Raw genomic sequence first — 17088 nt, 5'->3', positions numbered from 1 at the left:
CGTTGCCAAGCACGTAACAGGCAGCTATTGGCTAAATTTTAAATTAATGAAAGAAAAAAACTTTGTAAAACATGAATACTTGATTTAGCTATCTTGAAAAGGCAGAAAAACGATTGTTGAGTGACATACGAAATAAAAATAAATCTGGAACACCCCCTTAAACTCCTCTTAAAAAATAAACCAATCCCCATAGTAGGCTAACCGATCAACTACCGGTTCAGTCAACACGGCGTTCATGTTTGGTCGTACCGACCACACGAACGCTTAGTTATTGTGGATAGTTTGGACTGCCTGTACTTAGATTTTCTACATTACCACTCGTATCACAAAATTTAATACCAGTTGGTCGGGGTGGACCAGTGTCAAATAATTCAATAATTTCATAACAAACAGCGGGAGCTTTAGCTATTAAATCTTTATTTTTTGATTCACCATTAAAAATAGTATTAAGATAAACACTCCTACTATTAGTATTCATTATAATTATTTTTCCCGAAAAATCAACTGGAATATTAAAGTAATTCAAATCATCAATATCATTTAGTTTACTATTTCTCACAAAGATATTAACAATAAAGGATGATAATTTACCAGTTTCTATAACCTCTTTAATAATTAATCTATTATATAACGTAAAGTCCTTATCAGAATTAAGTCTGATATTTTCTTCTAAAATAAGAGGTATTTCTAGAACTTTTGTACTTTCATCAGTGAACGATTTGGCATTCTTCCAATCAATGTAATTTACATAATTTAATAGTTCAAAATTGTTTTCAACTTTATTTAATTGGAATCAATTTTTAGCATTTATCACTGTAGGATCTTCAAATGTAATTTGCTCCTTTTCGCACCCTATTAAACAAAAAGTAAGTAATAATAAGCACATAGTAACACTCCAAAAAGAACGTGTTTGAAGGAATAAATTTTTCATGTTTTAATAATTTTAAGTTAGTAACTATTATTAAAAACATCTATAAATTGTAAAATTATATCGATGAATCATATCAAATATAGTGAATATTTTCTATATTTAGAACTATTTCATATAATTAATCAACTGCCTCGGGGCAAGCTCACAAGATCCTCAAAGAAAACAAATTTAACTCATTTCGAGACAGAACCCTTTATATACTCAGGACATGCTCTGGAGAATTAGCCCCTCTATAAGGGATTAAAACTCACCCTCTCCAAACCCTTCTTATAAACTTCAAGAAATTTCCATGCATAATTCCTTGAATATCCTTTTCTGAATATCCACGTGCTTTTAGTAATTCTGGAATTTTTTGTAAATCGGCTATTGTATCTATATCATGTGGGCTTTGCTCTAATCCAAAACCGCCATCTAAATCGGAGCCTATTCCTACTTGAGAAGTATTTCCTGCAAGCTGACAAATATGATCGATATTATCTACCACTTGCTTCAAAGAAGCATCCATACTTTTAGGAGTAGATTTCCCTCGCACCCAATTAGGAACCATCATCCAAGCATCCATTACTACTCCAATTACAGCATTTCTTTTAAGCAATTCTTTAATTTGCTCATCAGAAAATTGCCTGTTGTGATTTACTAAAGTCCTGCAATTATTATGACTTGCCCAAATGGCACCATTATAAACATCCAAAGCTTCCCAAAAACTTTGGTCGCATAAATGTGTGGCGTCTAAGATTAAGTTTAGTTTTTCAATTTCTCTAAGCAATTCCTTTCCTTTCTCACCTATTCCTCCTACAGAATCTGTCCCAAAAGCATAAGTTCCTGGTCCATAATGCGCAGGACCAATAGCTCTCAATCCATATGCATGCGCTTTATGTAAATGCTCCATAGAAACTATAGAATCGGCTCCCTCTAAACTTAGAATAAAACCAATCGCTTTATTACAATCATCCGAATGATTCCAGTACTCCAAATGTGAGTCTAGCTCATTCACATTTCTAATCTGCTTCATCTCTCCTAGAGCTTCCATCTCCAAATACCAAGCTAATTGCGCTTGGGTTTGTGCCCATGCTTGTTGTGGAGAATTCCAACCTGGTAAGGGATTGTCTTTTTTTACATAACGTGCTATTTGCGTGGCTACACACACCCCAACATTCCCTTTTCGCATAGCATCCAAAGACACTGTATTTGCGGATCTCCCAGGCAAATCGGTCATACCTTTTTCATAAGCACGGATTTCTTCAACTGTCCATCGTAAGTCTCTATTCCAATCTATAGCATTCATGGAAAGATCTAGGTGCGCATCAAGTATAAACATATTTTTTTTTATTTTGAATGTTGAATGTTGAGTGTTGAAATATAATCCTTTCTATATCCTACTAAATAGTTATTTTCTGATTTCTAGCCACTACGTCCCAAGTTCCTACAACAGCGTTATTTTTTACCACCTTAAGCTCTTGGTATTTTGCAACGGTAGGACAAATGTGCATCGGTACAGCATAAAAAACATCACCTATATTATATTTTTCAGGAGTTTTAGTTTTAACCACAAAATGCTCTTCACTCTGACTTATTTGCTCAAAGTCGTTTGGTTTTAAAAACTTTACTCTTGGAAAAGGCATCTCTGAGGCAAGCGATTTATGTCCTAAATCTAAACACAAAATCCCCTCAGAAGGTTTACTAATTATTCGAGTAACCAAAACTGCCGCATGAAGCATTTTCATTTCTGGAAACAAATCTCCATAGCCAGCGTCCCAAAGCAAGGTTGTACCAGGACTCAAATCGACATCATCCCTTAACGCATGTACTGGAAAAGAAGGAGAACCTCCCGCTATAATATGTTTTACATTGAAACTCTCTTTCTCCAACTTAGCTTTTAGCAATAAAACTTTTTCAAAAGCAGTATCGCAATCTTTTTTACGTTGATTAAAATTGGGGTTTCGTAAATGTCCATCGTATACATGGAAGCCTTCTGCAATAATATTCTCTGAAGCTATGAGCGATTTAAATAACTTAAAAGCTTTCTCATCTGGCACAATGCCTGTTCTATTCATCCCAACATTTACATCCATCCAAAGACCGACTTTCATACTTTTTTCACCTGCCAATTTATTAATTTGCTCAAGTATTAAATCATTATCTACAAGTGTTGAAAAATAAGAGTTTGGATACGTTTCCTTCAGTTTAAAAAAGCGATTTATATTTTCAGCAACAGGTTGCATTGCCAGAAGAATTTCTTTGGCACCACATTTTGCCAATAACTCTGCTTCAGCAATAGTAGCACACTTAAATTTATTAATTCCTACCTCTTGTTGCAATTTTATTACCTCTGCAGTTTTATGCGTTTTTGTATGAGGTCTTAGTCGATTTACATCTCCTGAAATCTCAAGCATTCTTTGAATGTTTAATTTTATCCGCTCTGGAAATACTAGTAGCGCTGGTGTAGCAATTGTATCAATGTTTGAAATTTCGTACCAATTCATATTTTCTATTTAACGTGAGTTCTATATATCAACATAGCGTATATTTAACCATATTATTTTCAATCACCTAAGTCAATTTTCATTTTTGTCTTGACACAAAAACGAAACAAAAAAGTCAAGACTGATTTAAAAAGCATGAGAAAATCTACGGAAACACCCTCCACAAATAAAAAGAACTCGCTACGCTCAAACAGCTTTTTATCTATAATCCCATACGGCTTCCTTGATTTTCAATACTTTTTAAATAGGCCAGTTCTCTTATATTTTCATAATTCTTATGTCTAACTTACGTTATTTATGAAGTTCGAACATTGCTTCTATTTCTGCAGGAATATTATCGGGAAGCATCATTCCTACTGCACTACGAACTCCAATTCCGTGTTCTGCTCCAAAAATTTCCGCCATTAATTCGCTAAATCCATTTATTACTAAAGGATGTTTTCTAAAATCTGGGGTACAATTTACCATCCCCAATACCTTTACCACTCGTTTTATTTTATCAATATCTCCAAAATGAGTTTGAATAGTAGAAAGCATTGTGAGTGCTACTTGCCTAGCAGCAGCATATCCATCTTCTAAATTTACATCATCCCCTACTCTTCCAAACATCAAACTTCCATCGGTATTTACAGGTCCTTGTCCAGATACATACAAGAAATTATCTACTACCAAAACTGGGCGATATACTCCTGCTGGTTTTGGTGCTGGAGGCAGTATTAATCCTAATTCTTTTATTTTTTCTGAAGGCTTTTTCACACAAATAAATTTAAGTTAAACAATTGATTTTAGTAATGTTATTTCTTTAAACTACTTATTTTATGATAGTTAATATTTAGTCTTTGTTCTTTTTTCTTATAGCGAAGCGGTCTTGTATTTTTCTCGGACATTAATGCTCATTAATATATGTTTGATAAGTTCAGCAAACAAACTCTTTTCTTTTAGAAAACTTATTAATTGCTTTCAATTACAGCGCCATCTTCTCGATACAAATCTACTTTCCCGTCCAAAAGCAACGCTAAAACAGTCATATTTTCATCAAAAACTGTATCTGGAACTTGAATGTATTTTATTCCTGGATATTCGCTCCAATACACACTTCCAACAACTTTATGAGAAAGCTTAGTGCCTTCTCCTACTACCCATATCCTATTTATGTCATTTTTTAATCCTCTTACAATAACTTCTCCTTCTGGATTTCCTTTTACAAAAAGATATAAAATATTTCCCTCCTTTGATAAGGTTGAAGCGCCATAAAAATGCTCTTTTGGTATTCCAGCCACTGTTCCATAAATAGCTTCTTTATGTTTAGAAGTCCATCTCCCCAAACCTTTTAAAATAGCAACTTGTTCTTTTGGAATAGAACCATCTGCCTTTGGACCGATATCTAACAATAAATTACCACCATTTCCAATAACATCAGTGAAAATGCCTATAATTTGGTTTAGTGATTTATAATCATGATCATTTTTTTGATACCCCCAAGAATTATTCATCGTCATGCATAACTCCCAATATTCATCTTTTGGTCTAGTAATTGGCATTCCTTGCTCTGGAGTTGCATAATCTCCGTGTCCTTTTAATCTCGAATTTAAAATGGTATTTGGATTTTTATCTAATAACATTTGTCGCACTTTTGGAGCTTCCCATTCTTCCGAAGAATGCTCCCAATCGCCATCAAACCAGTATAAATCTGGGTTATAATTATCCGACAATTCTTTTAATTGTCCTTGGTAAAATCTTAAAAACTTATCCCATCTCTTAGACTCCTCCCCAATTTTATACCGTATGCTATCTCGTGTAAAATGTGTATAATCTTGATATGACCAATCTGGAAGTGAGTAATAAATTCCAACCTTTAGATTGTTATTACGTAAAGCTGTAACAAAAGGAGTTAGAACATCTTTTTTAGCTGCTGCACTTTTTACCGCATCAAAATCGCCATAACGAGAATTCCAGAGTGCAAATCCGTCATGATGCTTAGAGGTAATAACAGAATATTTAGCTCCAGACTCTTTAATGAGATCTACCCATTCCTCTGGATTGTATTTGCTAGCTGTAAATCCGCTAGTTTGTTTTAAATAATCTTCATGAGAAATATAGCCATTATAAAAAGACCATGATTCGTCAATTCCATTTACAGAATACAAACCCCAATGAATAAAAACACCCAACTTAGCATCTCCAAACCACTGCATTTTATCTTTATCATCTTGAAACTGCTGAGCGTTTATACTAGTACTCGCTAGAAAAAATAGTACTAAAATTCTTAGATTCATATTTTATTTTTTTTCATTATTATCTAATAAAAGTAGACAGAATTTATTAAACTCCACTTGTTTCATAATTTAAAAAAGGCTTCCAAAATAGTCTCTTACTATTAAAAAGTATCAACAGAAAATAGATTTTAATAACGATATTTTTATTAGCTATTTATTTTATGATAGTTAAAGTTTGGTCATTTTTCTTGTAGCGAAGCAGTCTTGTATTTTTGTTCTAACATTAATTATTTTATTAAACAAACATATTTAATAGCAAAACACCTAGAAGCCCCATTATTCCGACTGTAGTTTCCATAACCGTCCATGTAGAAAGTGTTTCTTTTACAGATAAATTAAAATATTCTTTGAAGAGCCAAAAACCACTATCGTTAACATGGGAGAGCATTAAACTCCCCGATCCAATAGCCAACACCATTAATTCTGCATTCACGCCATCTGCTTGTGCTAAAGTAGACACAATCCCAGCTGTTGTGAGTCCTGCTACGGTTGCAGAACCTACACAAACACGAATTACAGTTGCAATAAGCCATGCCAAAAGTAAAGGTGACAAACTAGAATCCTTTATTAAATCGGCAATATAATCGCTCACACCACTATCTACTAAAATTTGTTTTAAAGCCCCAGCACCCGCAATTATTAAAAGTACCATTGTAATACTAGAAATAGAAGCGGTAAGTGAATCCATTACTTCAGGCATTTTTTTCCCTCTAGAAAGTCCCAGCGTATAAATAGCTGTTAAAACTGCTATAAGCATTGCTATAACTGGGTTTCCTATAAAGCTGAAAATTTTAGCGACCAACAAGTCTTCCGTTAAAAAATGATTTGCAATTGTTGAAATCCCAATTAAAATTACAGGGAGTAATGCCGTAAAAATACTGATACTCATACTCGGCATCTGATTTTCCTCTAAAACAACTGGATTATAGAACTCTTTTAATGGAGTTGCATTTATTTTTTTGATGAGTTTAGTTCTAGAAAGTAATGGACCAGCTACAATAATAGCAGGAATTGCAACTATTATTCCGTAGATTAATGTTTTTCCAATATCTGCATTAAATTGATCGGCAATGGCTGTTGGTGCAGGATGCGGCGGTAAATACCCGTGAGTAACCGATAAAGATGCTAACATGGGTAAACCTACATATAAAAGTGGCATCTGCGTAGCTATAGCCACCGTAAAAACTAGCGGAATTAAAATAACGAAGCCAACAGAATAAAACATTGGTATTCCCACAATAAATCCTGTAAGTACAACTGCCCATTGAATGTTTTTCTTTCCGAATTTATCTATGAGTTTGGCTGTTATTTGCTGTGCTGCTCCACTATCTGCAACTAATTTTCCGAGCATGGCTCCGAGCCCTAAAATAAGTACTAAAAAACCAAGGGTATTTCCTATCCCTTTTTGAATAGAATCTACAACAACTAATATATCCATTCCCCCAGCTATTCCTACAAATAAAGAGACAATTATAAATGATAAGAAAGCGTTGAGTTTAAACTTGGCTATTAATAAAAAGAGCAGAAGTATTCCTAAAAGAACAATTAATAAAGGCATTAGTTGGCGGTAATTTTGTGGTTGATAATTGGTTTATAAAAATTAAACCTTCCGAATATAATAAAAATATTGAAGCCTTAGTTTAAGATTTGATAACATTAATGCCTGAATAAAAATACAAGACCGCTTAGCTACAAGAAAAAAGAACAAAAAATAAATCTTAACTACCACAAAATAAGTATTTTAAAAAAATAATATTGCTAAAACCCTCTTTTTATTCATTTTATTAATAGGAAGGGAGCTATTTTGAAAACCTCATTTTGAACCTTGATACAAGTGAAGTCCAATAAACTCCGTTAACTTTTATCGGACAACAATAAATCAACTACCTTGAAGCAAGCCTACGAGATATTTAAAGGAAAATAATTTAATCCATTTCGACATAGAACTTCGGGGAATAAAACCCTCAATGAGGGATTTAAAAATCATTTTTTTTAAGATTAGTATTTTGAAAATATAAAAATTTACATTTACTTTGTTTTTCAAAGTACTTTAAAGTGACAAACGATAATTATTTAAAAGATATAGGACACATTAAAGATATGATGAATCGCTCATCAAGATTTATCTCTCTTAGTGGTGTTTCAGGAATTTTTGCAGGTTGTTACGCTATTATTGGCGGACTATTTACCTATTACTATCTTTTTCCAAAACCACACGAGCAATTGAATTATGGGAGCACAAAGTTTTTTGAAATAGTTTTAATAGCGTTACTAGTATTAGTGTTGAGTATTGCTACTGCTATTTTTTTAACTTCTAGAAAAGCCAAAAAGCACAATGCAAAAATTTGGGATATTACTACTTATAGATTAGTTATAAACTTTTTAATACCACTAGTAACTGGTGGTATTTATATCATTTTAAAATTAAATAGTCAACATTACGGTCTCACAGCATCTCTTATGCTTATTTTTTATGGACTGGCGCTTGTTAACGCATCAAAATATACTATTGGAAATATAAAATACTTAGGAATTGCTGAAATTATTTTAGGACTTATTTGCGCTGCATTTCCTGGTTATGGTTTTTGGTTTTGGATGATTGGATTTGGGCTTTTTCATATCATTTACGGAAGTATTATGTTTGTTGAAGAAAAAAAAGCATCACATTGGGAATCATAGATAACATAAATAAATTATTTGACCATCGGGTACGTTTAGGGATCATGTCTGTTTTAGCAGTAAATGAAGCAGCCGATTTTAATCGTTTAAAAGAACTCTTAAATGTAACAGACGGAAACCTAGCGAGTCATTTAAAAGCACTTGAAAAAGCCGAATATATTTCCGTAGAAAAAACTTTTATTGGCAGGAAACCTCATACCAATTATAAAGCCACTAAAATTGGAAAACTAGAATTTAAAAAACATATAGAAGCGCTAGAAAAATTAATCAATTAATATTTTTTTAATCATATACTTTGAAATTCAAAGTACTTTAAATACAACAAAAATGGAACAAAAAAGAAGCAAATTAGTCACCTGGATACAAGAATCCATAACTGCAAAAATGTTTACGGTAGGGATGTTAATTCTAATTTTACTTATTCCGCTAGCATTTGTACAAGACCTCATCAAAGAACGCAAACATAGGCAAGAAGAAGTAGTAAGTGAGATTAACAATAAATGGGGAAATGAAATTATAATATCTGGACCTATTCTAAAGGTTCCTTATAAAGAAATAAAAGAAGTTAAATCTTTAAACAGCGAAACCAATTTGTATGATATTAAAAAGGAAGAATATACTCACTACGCTTATTTTTTTCCGGAAACGTTAAATATAGATTCCAAAGTAAAAACTAAGCCTCTTAATAGAAGCATCTATAAGTCGGTTGTTTTTACCTCAGATATAACTGTGGAAGGAAAATTCCCTATTATTAATTTTGAATTGGAAGCTCTTCAACCAGAGAACATTCTTTGGAATAAAGCTACTGTTATTATTCAGACATCAAATTTAAAAGGAATCCGAAATACCGTAGAGACAGAGTTAGGAAATGAGAAGTTTTCTATGGCTCCAATTTACAACAATTCGGCACTAAACACTATTGAAAGTAGTTCTATTGATAATTTTTCTATGATGAACCAGAAAGCAATAAATTTTAAATTCGAACTTAAAATTAATGGAAGTGAGGCAGTAAAGTTTATTCCAATAGGGAAAACAACCAAAGCCTCCATAGCGTCCAACTGGGCATCTCCAAGCTTTGACGGAATGTTTTTACCCGAAGATGGTTCTAGAGAAATCTCAAAAGATGGATTTAAAGCTTCATGGAAAGTGTTGCAAATAAACAGGCAATTTGAGCAAACTTTTTACAACTCGCTGCCAGATTTAACTCCCTTTGCATTTGGAGCAAACCTTATTATACCTGTAAATGAATATGCTAAAAGTGAACGTGCCTCAAAATATGGATTCTTGGTAATTGGACTCACATTTCTAGTATTTCTACTCATTCAATTAGTTAGTAAAGTATACATCCATCCTTTTCAATATGTAATGATTGGACTGGCACTGGTTATGTATTACACCCTGCTGATATCTATTTCTGAACATAGCTCCTTTTTAAAAGCGTATGTTATTGCAACACTTGCTGTATTGGCCTTGGTTTCATTATATTCTAAATCCATCTTAAAAAGCAACAAGTTTGCGGCCTTAATCGGAATATCCCTATTTGCTTTATATGGATTTATATATGTAATTATTCAATTAGAAGATTATGCACTGTTAGTAGGAAGCATTGGATTATTTGTAATTCTAGCTGCCATTATGTATTTCTCTAAAAAAATAGATTGGGAGAATAAGTAATATAAAACTACCGCATTTGGAATTTAATAAATATATCCAAATGCGGTAGTTTTATATTTATTACTACTATTATTATTTTGTGGAACGCGATACAATCGCGCACCAGCGGAGGTGTTATATTGTTATAGTATTTCCCTAGTCTTGTTTACTATTTGTGTATTCTGACATCCCCCTAGCCCACTTTAAAGGGGGAATTTGATTTGGGTTTCCGCATCTACTAACCTCTTCAAAGGGGAATTTACTCGTGCTCCGCATAACTATCCCCTTGAGGGGATTATAGGGGTGTAAGGGTGTTTATTTCACTTTTTCCTCATTTCAGCCACCGTTTCTTCTATTACGAGTAATACCTCCGTTTCCGCACAAATCCTTTCGCGTGGTAGTTATCCTTTATTGCTCCTAAAAAAATGCATGTAATTTGTCATAATACCTCGTGGAACGCGATACAATCGCGCACCAGCGGGAAGAATAATGTATGGCTGTCTAAAAAGTAAACTATAGATATCAAACTTCTAAAAATCCCTCAAACCCTACCTTTCATCAAGTTTAGAATAACACATACCGTTTAATTGCTTTTTAAACAGCTACATTTACTTAAACCTTAATATAAATTTTCTTCTTATCCATATAATAAGCAATTAACCAAAGGATCATTGTAAAAACCAATGCAAACATTAAAGAGCCAAATAGATTGCCCATCCACGACATAAATACGTTCTCAGCAATCCATCCATAAGCCGAACTTTCTCCTATAGAAAAAGTGAATAATAAGGTTGCAAATACCCCTGAAAGAATATAAATAAACAAAGGATTTTTACCGAATACCTCAAAAAAATAGGTCCAACTCCGCTTCTTCAAAATTTCAATAACAAACACTAAAATAGAGAGCACCATAACATCAATTCCCACAGTTAATAAAACATAAGAACTTGTCCAGAGCTTTTTATTGATAGGCAATAACAAATCCCACCCTAGGGCAAGAAAAATTAATACCCCACCTACCATAGTTAGTTTTGCAATAGCTTCATATGTTTTTCCTTTTTGCTGAAGAAAAACACCAGCAAAATATCCAGCAATTACATTTACAATAGCAGGTAATGTGCTTAAAACTCCTTCGGGATCAAACGGAAAACCTTCGCCTTTATACATATGAGAAGAGCCTATTAGCCATAAATCTGCTTTTATAGCAGCATTTCCTTGCATAGTAAGATCTCCAAATAATAATAAAATTATATGGTATCCAACTAAGGCAATTACACTAAATATTAATGCTCCTTTTGGTTTCCAATAATGAAGTATAAGCGCTGCAAAACAATAACATAATGCTATGCGTTGTAATACCCCAAATATTCTAGTTTCGGAGATTGGTTTTAATGCTCCATCTTTAAAAAATGGAAACCAATACAATAGAAATCCTATTAAAAAGATAAGGAAAGTACGCTTAAAAACTTTTTTAAGAAATGCTGTATTTCCTATTTCTTCAAACTTTTTAAGACTAAAACTCATTGCATTTCCTACGACAAATAAAAAGGTAGGAAAAACTAAATCGGTTAGCGTAAATCCGTTCCAAGGTGCATGGTGTAATGGTTTATAAATAAAACTCCAAGAGCCAGGAGTATTAACAATTATCATTAAAAAAAGAGTAAGTCCTCTAAATACGTCTAACGATAAATAGCGTTCTTTAAGTTGTTTCAAAATTGGTTAGTTAAATTAGTAAAACTAAATATAAGTAAATTCTTTTAGTTATCTACCTCCCCCATGGTAGCTCAAGTGTCGCTCGTGCCCATTACATAATTCCCAAATACCCTAGCCGCACAAATCCTTTCGTGTGGTAATCCCCTTTGGAATGCGATACAATTGCGCACCATCGTGGGTTTTACATCCCCCTAGCCCCCTTCCAAGGGGGGATTAATTCGGACTCCTTTTTTACACCATGCTCTGCTCCGCATAACTACCCCTTGAGGGGATTATAGGGAGTGTTTTTTACTTTTTCTTGCTTCTTACTCATACTTGGCACGAGCTTTAAAGCTGGCACTCAAAAGGGTAATTAGATTTTTATTGTTAAATAAATGGTTTTACATAAGAAAAAAGAGAGCCTTAGGAGTATTAAAATAAACAGCCAAAACTTACCCCAAAAATTTAAAGGAGTACTCAATTCTATATCTTTCCATTGTAATATTTTGGCCGACTCCTCACCTATACTTTTAACAGTTACAGTATCTCCTTTTACATTGCTCACAAAATTTAATTCATTCTTTTCATCTAAATAGCTATTAATACTATTTCAGATTTCAAAAATATTTTATCTAATCCTTCTATATTACATAAATGAGTGACACTATTATCACCTCCATGAGTACTTGTATCTACTAGACTATCACTTATAATTTTAAAATCAGCTATTTCCCCATAAATTATATGTTCTTCAAACTCCATATTAATAATCAAAAATGAAAAAAATATAATAGGAATAAATAAAAACAAACAAAAGCCTATTATCATTGCTTTATACTCTGGTCTCGATGTGTTTAATTGTGATTTATTGTAACTAATCATCACTTGTGAGTTAATTGTTGCTTCAATATCCTAATTTTTCTAGAAGTAAGTTTATGTTTTTTTGTTCCTTTACACCATGAATAACGTCAAGTCGTATACCGTTGAAGAAGCCAAACGCAAACTAGAGAGTTACTGCGCCTACCAAGACCGTTGTCATAAAGAAGTAGTAAATAAGTTAAGAGATATGAAAATGATTCCCTTAGCAATAGACACTATTATTGCACACCTCATAGCGCATAATTTTTTAAATGAAGAACGCTTTGCCAAAAGTTTTGCTCGGGGAAAATTCAACATAAAAAAATGGGGAAAAAACAGAATTGTTCGCGAGCTTAAGTTTCGAGAAATTTCGAGATTCAATATTCAAACAGCTTTGAAGGAAATTTCAGAAGAAGATTACTATAAAACTTTACATGCCTTAGCAGAAAAAAGGGCTAATCAAATTACAGAAAAGGACCGTTTTAAAAAAAAGAAAAAAATAGCAGATTACTTATTATACCGTGGCTGGGAATCGCATTTAGTATACGATAAAGTAAATGAGCTTATTGATTAATAAGTTTAGACCTACCCCCTATTTCTCAAAACTATTTACAACCACATTCCATTTTCTAACGCTCCACAATTTTACAAGTCCGTTTTTAACATATGGGTCGTTTTCAGCAAAAGAGATGGCTATTTTATCACTTTCAGCCTTAAAAATTAACAAAGCCTCATCGGCAGGGTTCTCCATAGCACCTCCTAAAACTAAATATCCTTTTTCCACAAATTCAGTAGCTAATTTTAAATGTTCAGCTCTGTATTTTGGTCGCTCTTCTAAATAGTTATCAGCGGTTTTATATGTTAAGGCGTAATAATTCATATCAAGAACTTATTTGAATTTATTTTGTTTAAAAGAGATAAAGTGAGATTGATTAAATAGAGCTCTTTTCAGGAAGCAGAAAAAGCTTAAACCGTTTCTATGATTCTATTCCAAGTTCTTTATGAGTATCTATAATAGCACGTTCATTTTTTTTATCAATCCAAGCTTGTCCTTTCCATTTACGCATTAAATTATCATAATTTCTCATAACAAACACATTGTAGGTAGCTTTAAAAAGACTCGTTACTTTTCTAGGGTATGACCGTAAACTCATAGAAAAACCAGGCGTCTCATATTTCATATAATGCCAATATCCTTCTGGCATATACAACATCTCTCCATGGTTTAAATGAGTTATATACCCCTCTGCATTTTTTAAAGCTGGCCATTTTTTGTAATCTGGATTATCAAAATCAATATCCTCTCGAGAAATCAAAGAATGCGGTACTTTATACATATATTTTGACTGGCTAGGTGGGAAAATAATACACTGCTTTTTCCCATGAAAATGAAAATGAAGAATATTAGAGTAATCTATATCAAAATGCATAAACACCTTACTATTTTCCCCTCCAAAGAAAAGCATTGGCAGTTGTTTAAATAACTTCAAACCAATAGCTGGCCACTTAAAATCGGTTTGCAATGATGGTACTTCTTTCATTAAATTATAAAGAAAAATACGGTAATTGGTAGGTTTTGATTCTAGTAAGTTAATATACTCACTCATTTTCATTTTTGCATGAGGCTCATTAAAACCATCTTCATGCGTTACAGGTCTGTCATCATACAAAGGAACAATTTTATCGCCTGCAACCTCATTTATATAGTTAAGATGCCACTTTTTATACGCTGGCCAATCTTGAGTTAATTGCTCTATTACAACAGGCTTTTGAGGTTTTACATACTGCTTAATAAAGTCGTCCTTAGAAATCGTTTTTAAACGAGGAATCTCTCTTAAGTTCATAAAAATAACTTGTAATAAACTATATAAAAGTACAAATTGTTTGCAATTATAGGCTATAAACTACTATAATTACAAACAATTGTGATGGTTTAAACCTTAAAAACGGTGTTCTTTTATATAAATTAGACTATACTATTTTGGCTGTTTTTCCTTGTTCTTTTGCCAATTCGTTTCTTTCTATAGAATGTCCTGGACGCGTCCATTTTGGCTTTTCTCCTAAGGGCTTGTACTGAGATTTTTCTGCGTCAACAGATTCTGGTTGTGCTTTTTTAACAAAAGGCTTCTGCGCATTTAACCCCAACATTTTAAACATTTCCATATCCTCATTTACATCTGGATTTGGAGTTGTTAATAATTTATCTCCTGCAAAAATAGAATTTGCACCAGCAAAGAAACACATGGCTTGTCCTTCTCTACTCATTTGAGTTCTTCCTGCCGATAAACGTACTTGCGTTTGTGGCATTACAATACGTGTAGTTGCCACCATACGAATCATGTCCCAAATTTCTACTGGTTTTTCCTCAGCCATTGGTGTCCCTTCTACAGCTACCAACGCATTAATTGGCACCGATTCTGGTTGCGGACTCAACGTAGAAAGTGCCACCAACATTCCGGCACGATCTTCTACTTTTTCTCCCATTCCAATAATTCCACCACTACAAACAGTAACATTAGTTTTTCTAACATTATCAATGGTTTCTAATCGGTCTTCAAAACCACGGGTAGAAATTACCTCTTTATAATATTCTTCAGAAGTATCTAAATTATGATTATAAGCATATAAACCTGCTTCTGCCAAACGTTGTGCTTGGTTTTCTGTAATCATTCCGAGCGTACAGCAAACCTCCATTTCCAATTTATTAATGGTACGAACCATCTCTAAAACTTGGTCAAATTCTGGACCATCTTTTACATTTCTCCACGCTGCTCCCATACAAACACGAGAACTTCCTGCCGCTTTTGCACGCAATGCCTGCGCTTTTACATGTGGCACCGTCATTAAATCGTTCCCCTCAATATCGGTATGATAACGTGCTGCTTGTGGACAATACCCGCAATCTTCTGGACACCCCCCTGTTTTAATAGAAAGTAACGTAGACACCTGCACCGTATTCGGGTCGTGGTGCAACCTATGGATGGTTGCCGCCTCATAAAGCAGCTCCATCAAAGGCTTATTATAAATTTCTAAAATCTCTTCTTGCGTCCAATTATGTCTTATTTCGCTCATAAAAACTAATATTTCGGGGCTTCCCAGACAAAAAAGTCTGGTCGGGCTTTCGTTACTCGCTTCCCTGATAAAAAATCAGGAAGAGCTCAAACATACCTCTCAATCCCTAAGCCAACTTCATTTTAAAATTCAAAAATAGTAATTCCATTTGGTTAACTTCCCTTCAAACACAATTTTCTCTTGTATAAAAAAATTTCAATTTCTTTTAAAAACATAGTTAAAGAGACAACAATACACTTACTGCATTGCCTCCAAAACCAACGGCATTAACTAAAACTTTTTTTATTTGTTTTGGTTTTACTGTATGTTCAATATATGGAACTTCAATAAATTTTTGATGTTGCATCATTAAAACACCTAGCTCTAAGCTCAATAAACCAGAAGCTCCAAAGGTATGGCCTATTTTCCATTTATTGGTTGTTAAAGCAGGCATTACGTTTCCAAACACTTTTTCTATTGCTTTTACCTCGGTACTATCTCCTTTAATAGTTCCTGGCGCATGCATCACTACAACATCTACTTCCTCTAAATTAGTATTTTTTAATGCCATTTTCATCGATTTCTGAAAACACTCAGCATCATCAGAAATAGAAATATTGTGTTTAAGTACTTCCGTAGCATATCCTACTCCTTCAACATAAGCCAAGACCTTTTTACTAGTATCTGTTTCCATACAAATAACCGAAGCACCTTCTCCTAAAGCCATTGTATTTCGATTTTTATTAAAATCTAATGCCTTACATGGATACGTATCTCCATTGTTTTCAGCATAAATCTTTAAAGCCTTCATTTGAGCAATAGTAAAAGGGGTTAAACTCGCTTCACTCCCGCCTACCAAAAACTTAGTACTCATCCCACTTTTTAACCATGCCACACCATTTACAAGCGCATGCAAAGCAGTAGAACAAGTAATAGAATGCGAAAGTTCTGGCCCCTCAGATTGTAAGTCGTGCGCCAACCAAGAAGATATATTACCTAAAGTAGTTGTAGGAGAAGCAAGCGTACTAGATTTCCCTTCTTTTAAATATTCCTCATGGTATTTTTCAAATAAAGCAGTTGCTCCACGTGAGGAACCAATATTAATTCCGAAGTCATCTCCAGTTTCCCATCCTGCTTGCTTTACCGCATCACGTGCAGTTAACATAGCATACAAAACAGAATTATCTAAACTCTTATATTTAATATCCGAGACTCTTAAAGCCTCTATTTTGTCTTTACTTTCGTCCGACAAAGAAGCTACTAAAGCCTTTTGAGAATTAAAGTCGTGTTCTTTTAAAAAATGATTTTTATTAAGGTAATTGTTCCAAATTTCTTGAGTAACACTTCCAAGTGCAGAAATTGAAGAAAGTGCAGTAATTGCAATTTTTTTATCCATTGGTAATTCATCTACATTATCAAATGCAAAGCTACTATTTAATACTGAAAAATGAGAAAATGCAATGAG

17 protein-coding genes are annotated in these 17088 nt (G+C 33.5%); 4 read left to right on the top strand and 13 right to left on the bottom strand.

Annotated features, from left to right (window positions below):
* Positions 1–268: 268 nt before the first annotated feature.
* From JOOMADRAFT_RS05675 to JOOMADRAFT_RS05650, 7 genes are all read right to left on the bottom strand, one after another.
* On the bottom strand, positions 269–478 hold the full coding sequence (locus tag JOOMADRAFT_RS05675) for a hypothetical protein (protein ID WP_157136656.1): 210 nt from the start codon (positions 476–478) through the stop codon (positions 269–271).
* Between the two features lie 315 nt (positions 479–793).
* The gene (locus JOOMADRAFT_RS20140; protein WP_008611910.1) at positions 794–931 is read right to left on the bottom strand and encodes a hypothetical protein; all 138 of its coding nucleotides are present in this window, start codon (positions 929–931) and stop codon (positions 794–796) included.
* Between the two features lie 247 nt (positions 932–1178).
* Positions 1179–2249 (bottom strand): dipeptidase, encoded by a 1071-nt coding sequence (locus JOOMADRAFT_RS05670; RefSeq protein WP_008611909.1) that lies wholly within the window; start codon positions 2247–2249, stop codon positions 1179–1181.
* Between the two features lie 61 nt (positions 2250–2310).
* The gene (locus JOOMADRAFT_RS05665) at positions 2311–3414 is read right to left on the bottom strand and encodes a D-TA family PLP-dependent enzyme (protein ID WP_008611908.1); all 1104 of its coding nucleotides are present in this window, start codon (positions 3412–3414) and stop codon (positions 2311–2313) included.
* Between the two features lie 291 nt (positions 3415–3705).
* Positions 3706–4170, bottom strand: coding sequence for a RidA family protein (locus JOOMADRAFT_RS05660; RefSeq protein WP_008611907.1), 465 nt, complete (start codon positions 4168–4170; stop codon positions 3706–3708).
* 194 nt (positions 4171–4364) lie between these two features.
* On the bottom strand, positions 4365–5690 hold the full coding sequence (locus tag JOOMADRAFT_RS05655; protein ID WP_008611906.1) for an alpha-L-fucosidase: 1326 nt from the start codon (positions 5688–5690) through the stop codon (positions 4365–4367).
* 235 nt (positions 5691–5925) lie between these two features.
* Positions 5926–7248: a gluconate:H+ symporter gene (locus JOOMADRAFT_RS05650; protein ID WP_008611905.1), complete on the bottom strand. Its 1323-nt coding sequence runs from the start codon at positions 7246–7248 to the stop codon at positions 5926–5928.
* A 497-nt stretch (positions 7249–7745) separates the two neighbouring features.
* Between JOOMADRAFT_RS05650 and JOOMADRAFT_RS05645 the strand changes: the two genes are divergently transcribed.
* Genes JOOMADRAFT_RS05645 through creD form a run of 3 tightly spaced genes read left to right on the top strand, consistent with a single transcriptional unit; the run spans position 7746 to position 10043 of the window.
* Positions 7746–8369, top strand: coding sequence for a hypothetical protein (locus tag JOOMADRAFT_RS05645; protein ID WP_008611904.1), 624 nt, complete (start codon positions 7746–7748; stop codon positions 8367–8369).
* Complete coding sequence (locus tag JOOMADRAFT_RS05640; RefSeq protein ID WP_008611903.1) at positions 8357–8644, top strand: winged helix-turn-helix domain-containing protein; 288 nt, start codon at positions 8357–8359, stop codon at positions 8642–8644. The genes JOOMADRAFT_RS05645 and JOOMADRAFT_RS05640 overlap by 13 nt, the downstream gene beginning before the upstream one ends.
* A 52-nt stretch (positions 8645–8696) precedes the next feature.
* Entirely contained in the window at positions 8697–10043 is a 1347-nt protein-coding gene (creD, locus tag JOOMADRAFT_RS05635) for a cell envelope integrity protein CreD (RefSeq protein ID WP_008611902.1), read from the top strand.
* Positions 10044–10634: 591 nt separating this feature from the next.
* Here creD and JOOMADRAFT_RS05630 read toward each other — a convergent pair.
* A complete protein-coding gene (locus tag JOOMADRAFT_RS05630; protein ID WP_008611901.1) occupies positions 10635–11735 on the bottom strand; it encodes an acyltransferase family protein in 1101 nt (366 codons plus the stop codon).
* A gap of 567 nt (positions 11736–12302) precedes the next feature.
* Positions 12303–12596, bottom strand: a complete 294-nt coding sequence (locus JOOMADRAFT_RS05625; RefSeq protein ID WP_008611900.1) for a hypothetical protein — start codon at positions 12594–12596, stop codon at positions 12303–12305.
* Positions 12597–12672: 76 nt separating this feature from the next.
* On the opposite strand from JOOMADRAFT_RS05625, the gene JOOMADRAFT_RS05620 reads away from it, so the two are divergent.
* Positions 12673–13146, top strand: a complete 474-nt coding sequence (locus JOOMADRAFT_RS05620) for a regulatory protein RecX (protein ID WP_008611899.1) — start codon at positions 12673–12675, stop codon at positions 13144–13146.
* Positions 13147–13164: 18 nt separating this feature from the next.
* Here JOOMADRAFT_RS05620 and JOOMADRAFT_RS05615 read toward each other — a convergent pair whose 3' ends face one another.
* From JOOMADRAFT_RS05615 to JOOMADRAFT_RS05600, 4 genes are all read right to left on the bottom strand, one after another.
* A complete protein-coding gene (locus JOOMADRAFT_RS05615; RefSeq protein ID WP_008611898.1) occupies positions 13165–13452 on the bottom strand; it encodes a YciI-like protein in 288 nt (95 codons plus the stop codon).
* A 97-nt stretch (positions 13453–13549) separates the two neighbouring features.
* Entirely contained in the window at positions 13550–14416 is an 867-nt protein-coding gene (locus tag JOOMADRAFT_RS05610) for a cupin-like domain-containing protein (protein ID WP_008611897.1), read from the bottom strand.
* Positions 14417–14543: 127 nt separating this feature from the next.
* Positions 14544–15644: a biotin synthase BioB gene (bioB, locus tag JOOMADRAFT_RS05605; protein WP_008611896.1), complete on the bottom strand. Its 1101-nt coding sequence runs from the start codon at positions 15642–15644 to the stop codon at positions 14544–14546.
* A gap of 217 nt (positions 15645–15861) precedes the next feature.
* Positions 15862–17019, bottom strand: coding sequence for a beta-ketoacyl synthase N-terminal-like domain-containing protein (locus tag JOOMADRAFT_RS05600; RefSeq protein WP_008611895.1), 1158 nt, complete (start codon positions 17017–17019; stop codon positions 15862–15864).
* Positions 17020–17088 lie beyond the last annotated feature (69 nt).

The sequence above is a fragment of the Galbibacter orientalis DSM 19592 genome (assembly GCF_000260115.1).
Classification (GTDB): domain Bacteria; phylum Bacteroidota; class Bacteroidia; order Flavobacteriales; family Flavobacteriaceae; genus Galbibacter; species Galbibacter orientalis.
This window is presented reverse-complemented; position numbering and strand designations above follow the sequence as displayed.